The organism is Microbacterium sp., from assembly GCF_031178525.1.
GTDB lineage: Bacteria > Actinomycetota > Actinomycetes > Actinomycetales > Microbacteriaceae > Microbacterium.
In genome coordinates this window covers 1-4,041 of sequence record NZ_JAPSJA010000208.1, presented here as the reverse complement: position 1 = coordinate 4,041, position 4,041 = coordinate 1, and the positions used below count along the sequence as shown (strand labels likewise).

The 4,041-nt window shown below is 71.9% G+C and carries 6 protein-coding genes and 1 tRNA gene; 5 read left to right on the top strand and 2 right to left on the bottom strand.

All coding sequences use genetic code 11. From position 1 onward, the window contains the following. The 4 genes from RIF89_RS11660 to RIF89_RS11645 all read left to right on the top strand — a co-directional run. The coding region (locus RIF89_RS11660) for an alpha/beta hydrolase (RefSeq protein ID WP_309069276.1) at window positions 1-822 on the top strand (822 nt) is incomplete at its 5' end. Between the two features lie 87 nt (window positions 823-909). Next, window positions 910-982 (top strand) — tRNA-Thr (locus RIF89_RS11655). 167 nt (window positions 983-1,149) lie between these two features. Continuing rightward, the gene (locus tag RIF89_RS11650; protein WP_309069275.1) at window positions 1,150-1,584 is read left to right on the top strand and encodes a rhodanese-like domain-containing protein; all 435 of its coding nucleotides are present in this window, start codon (window positions 1,150-1,152) and stop codon (window positions 1,582-1,584) included. Between the two features lie 72 nt (window positions 1,585-1,656). Next, a complete protein-coding gene (locus RIF89_RS11645) occupies window positions 1,657-2,064 on the top strand; it encodes a hypothetical protein (RefSeq protein ID WP_309069274.1) in 408 nt (135 codons plus the stop codon). Here RIF89_RS11645 and RIF89_RS11640 read toward each other — a convergent pair. After that, window positions 2,061-2,648, bottom strand: a complete 588-nt coding sequence (locus RIF89_RS11640; RefSeq protein WP_309069273.1) for a GyrI-like domain-containing protein — start codon at window positions 2,646-2,648, stop codon at window positions 2,061-2,063. The genes RIF89_RS11645 and RIF89_RS11640 overlap by 4 nt on opposite strands. Window positions 2,649-2,703: 55 nt before the next feature. Between RIF89_RS11640 and RIF89_RS11635 the strand changes: the two genes are divergently transcribed. Next, entirely contained in the window at window positions 2,704-3,300 is a 597-nt protein-coding gene (locus RIF89_RS11635; protein ID WP_309069272.1) for an isochorismatase family protein, read from the top strand. 43 nt (window positions 3,301-3,343) lie between these two features. Here the strand turns inward: RIF89_RS11635 and RIF89_RS11630 are convergent. Further along, window positions 3,344-4,041, bottom strand: a 698-nt coding sequence (locus tag RIF89_RS11630) for an RNA polymerase sigma factor (RefSeq protein WP_375294477.1), incomplete at its 5' end; no start/stop codon positions are given.

Below are 4,041 nucleotides of genomic sequence, written 5' to 3'. Positions count from 1 at the left end.
CGCGCGGGCCGGCTCGTGCTGGACGGCGCGATCGATCCGTCGGTGTCGGGCACCGAGGTGGGCCTCGCGCAGGGGCTCGCGTTCGAGAAGGCGCTGCGCACCTACATGCAGTCGTGCCTCGACGGCGCGACGCAGGACGGCGGGGGCTGCCCGTTCTCGGGGACGCTGGATCAGGCGATGGGCGACCTGGCGGCGCTGCTGGCGTCCGTCGACCGCTCGCCGCTGCCGGCGCCCGACGGGCGCGAACTCGGCGCGGACTCCCTCACGACGGCGATCGTCGCCGCGCTGTACGCGCCGGAGAACTGGGCGTACCTGACGGATGCGCTCACGTCCGCGCTGCAGGGCGACCCGACGACCGCCTTCCTGCTCGCCGACTTCTACAACGGACGCGAGGACGGGCAGTACGCGGACAACTCGACCGAGGCGTTCCAGGCGTACAACTGCATGGACTATCCCGCCGACGACCAGGAGACGCAGGACGCCGCGACGGAGCGGCTGCAGCAGGACGCGCCGACGATCGCGCCGTACTGGGAGGGGCCCGGGGTGTGCGAGGTCTGGCCTCACGAACCGACGGGTGAGCGCAATCAGATCGCGGCCTCGGGAGCGGCTCCGATCGTGGTGATCGGCACGACCGGGGATCCTGCGACGCCGTACGCGTGGGCGCAGTCACTCGCGGATCAGCTCTCCAGCGGCGTCATGGTGACCTACGAGGGCGAGGGGCACACCGCCTACAACGGCCAGAGCACGTGCGTCGACGACGCCGTGGACGCCTTCTTCCTGGACGGCACCGTGCCGGAGGACGGGCTCACCTGCGCCCCCTGAGCGTGACGCACCCGGACATCGCCCCGGTTCGGAGCACGGTTTCGGATCGGGTATGATGGTTCATCGTGCCGCGCGAGCGGTGCGTACGCCGCTTTAGCTCAGTCGGCAGAGCGATTCACTCGTAATGAATAGGTCGTCGGTTCGATTCCGACAAGCGGCTCGATCAGGCCTCCGGACTCCACTCCGGGGGCCTTTTCGCTGTCCGGGGAGTCGCCGCGCGCTCCCGTGCACCGACCGCAGCGCAGGAGAACGGCACGGATTCGGAGGATTCCGGCCGGATCCGTCCTTCGTCGTGGATTTCTCCTTGATCTGTGGCGCAATGAGGAGATGACCGACCTCCAGACCCTCCCCACCGCCGACACGGCGGACGCCGTCGACTGGTTCGCCCGCAAGCTCCGCCACGAGACCGACCCCTCCGACGTCGCCGCCGCGCGGGCCGCCGGCGAGCAGGTCACGCTCGTCGATGTGCGCAATCAGGCGTCCTACGACCAGGGGCATGTGCCCGGCGCCCGACACATCCCGCGCCCGGAGCTCGCGGAGCGCCACGCCGAGCTCGCGGGGCTGCCGAACGTGGTCGTGTACTGCTGGGGCCCCGCGTGCAACGGCGCGACGCGAGCCGCCCTCGAGCTCAGCCGGCTGGGTTACCCCGTGAAGGAGATGATCGGCGGGTTCGAGTACTGGGCGCGCGAGGGTCTCGCGATCCAGTCGGCCGACGGACGCTCGCGCCGCCCGGTCGACCCGCTCACCGCGCCGCTGTCCTGAGCATCGGAGCCGGCTCCGCACCTGCCAGACTGGATGGGTGACCGCCGCGCTCCCTCCGTCCCGTCTCGCCTGATGCTGGGCGGAGCACTCGGCGCCATCACGGAGATCCTGACCTGGGTCGGGATCGGGGCGGCCGTGCTGTTCGGCGGGGCAGCCCTCATCGTGCGGCTCGCCGACGGCACATGGGAGCCGATCCGGACCGTGCTGATCGACGACCCCTCCTCCACGGCGCACGCGCGGCAGGTCGTGCGGTGGTTCGGCGACGACGGCGTGCACGAGGCGCCGCTGACGAACGAGATGCGCGCGGCGGCGCGCGGCGACGAGCTCGAGCTGTTCCACCGCGTGGGCACGCGTGACGACGTGCGGCTGCACGAGCGGTCCCCCTGGCCGCGTCTGCTGGGCGGCGTCGCGCTCGCGTGCGGAGGAGTCGGCGTGCTGGCCCTGATCGTGCAGATCGTCGCGATGGTCGCCGCGGGCTAGGCGGGCGCCACCGGCTGGCGCAGGATCGTCCGCCGCCGCTCGGGCGGCACGCGACGGAAGTCGCTCAGATAGATCTCGTGGTGGCGGCCGGTCGGCACGAGCCCCGCGCCCGGGATCACCTCGTCGTGCATCCTCGCGAGCACGGGCGCCTCGTCGTCGAAGGATCCCACGTGCAGCGTCTGCACGCAGCGTCCCTCCGCCAGCGCCTCGAGGCGCACCCGCTCGGGCGCCTCGACCGCGCCGAACAACGCGTCGTCGACCCACTCCGGCACGAGGATCAGCAGCGTCCATCTCCACTGCGCCTTGTCGCGCGCGGTCGTGAACGCGGTCATGTCCTCCGCCCACCAGAGCCCCTCGAGCGGCGGCACCACGTAGTCGCGCCCCAGTCGGCTTCTGCTCGCGAACTTCAGCCGGTACGCGACGGGGTACAGGGCCTCGATCGCCTCGCCGAACACCCAAGAGTTCGGATCGCCGTGTCCGTCGGTCATGAGGTACCGCGCCTCCGGCACATCGAGGAACCGGAAATCACCGTGGCGCGCCCGGTAGCCGTCGAGCGTCTTCTTGACGTCCACCTTCTCGGTCATCCGCGACCTCCCGGGGCCATTCTCCTGCGGATCGCCCCGGGCGTACCCTCGGAACATGACCAGAGCACTGCTGATCGTGGACGTGCAGAACGACTTCACGGAGGGCGGCGCGCTCGGCGTGATCGGCGGCGACGCGGTCGCCGCCGGGATCACGCGCCACCTGCGGGCTCACGCGGAGGAGTACGCCGTCATCGTCGCGTCACGCGATTGGCACGACGCGGACAGCGACAACGGCGGGCACATCGTACCGGACGGAAGCGAGCCTGCGCCCGACTACGTCGCGACGTGGCCCCCGCACTGCATCGCCGGCACGGAGGGCGCCGAGTACGACCCCGGCCTCGACACGACCGCCGTGACGCATCACGTCAAGAAGGGGCAGGGCAAGCCCGCCTACTCGATGTTCGAGGGCGTCACGGACGACGGATCGACCGTGGCCGCCGTGCTCGCGGAGCAGGGGATCGAGACCGTCGACGTCGTCGGCATCGCGACCGATCACTGCGTGCGTGCGTCTGCGCTGGATGCCATCGAGCACGGCCAGCACGTGCGCGTGCTGATCGATCTCATCGCGGGTGTCGCCCAGGAGCCGAGCGACGCCGCGCTCGCGGAGCTGGCCCACGCGGGCGCCGAGCTCGGCAGGAGCGAGCCGGCATAGCGGCGCGCGACGGCGCCGTCCGGCCCGTGGCAGCCGGATCGCGTCAGCCGAGCGCGCGCAGCTTGCGTTCGAACACCGTGCGCTCGCGGTCGTTCGCCGTCAGGCGCGCGGCCGTCTCGAGCTCCGCACGAGCCTCAGCGGTGCGTCCGAGGCGGATCAGCAGCTCGGCGCGCACTCCGGGAAGCTGCGCGTAGCCCGCCAGCGGCTGGGCGAGGCCGTCGACGATGCGCAGGGCCGTCGCCGGGCCCTCGGACATCGACACCGCGACGGCGCGGTTGAGTTCCACGACGGGTGACGGCGCGATCCGGCCGAGCGCCTCGTACAGCACGGCGATCCGCTCCCAGTCGGTCGCGTCGACCGAGGGCGCGACGTCGTGGCACTCGGCGATCGCGGCCTGCAGGGCGTAGGGCCCGCGGCCGCGACCGAGCGCATCGCACCGGGCCAGAGCGTCCCCGCCGAGGGTGATCAGCCCGCGATCCCAGCGCGTGCGATCCTGATCGCCGAGCAGGATCGGCTCGCCCGACGCGTCCACTCGAGCCGGGAAGCGCGCGGCGCTCAGCGCCATCAGAGCGACGAGGCCGTGCGCCTCGGGCTCCTTCGGGACGAGTGCCGCGAGCACCCGCGCGAGCCGCAGCGCCTCGCTGCTGAGATCGGTGCGCATCCACCGCTCGCCGCCGGACGCGGCATAGCCCTCGTTGAAGATCAGGTACAGCACGCTCAGCACGGCCGAGAGCCGCGCGG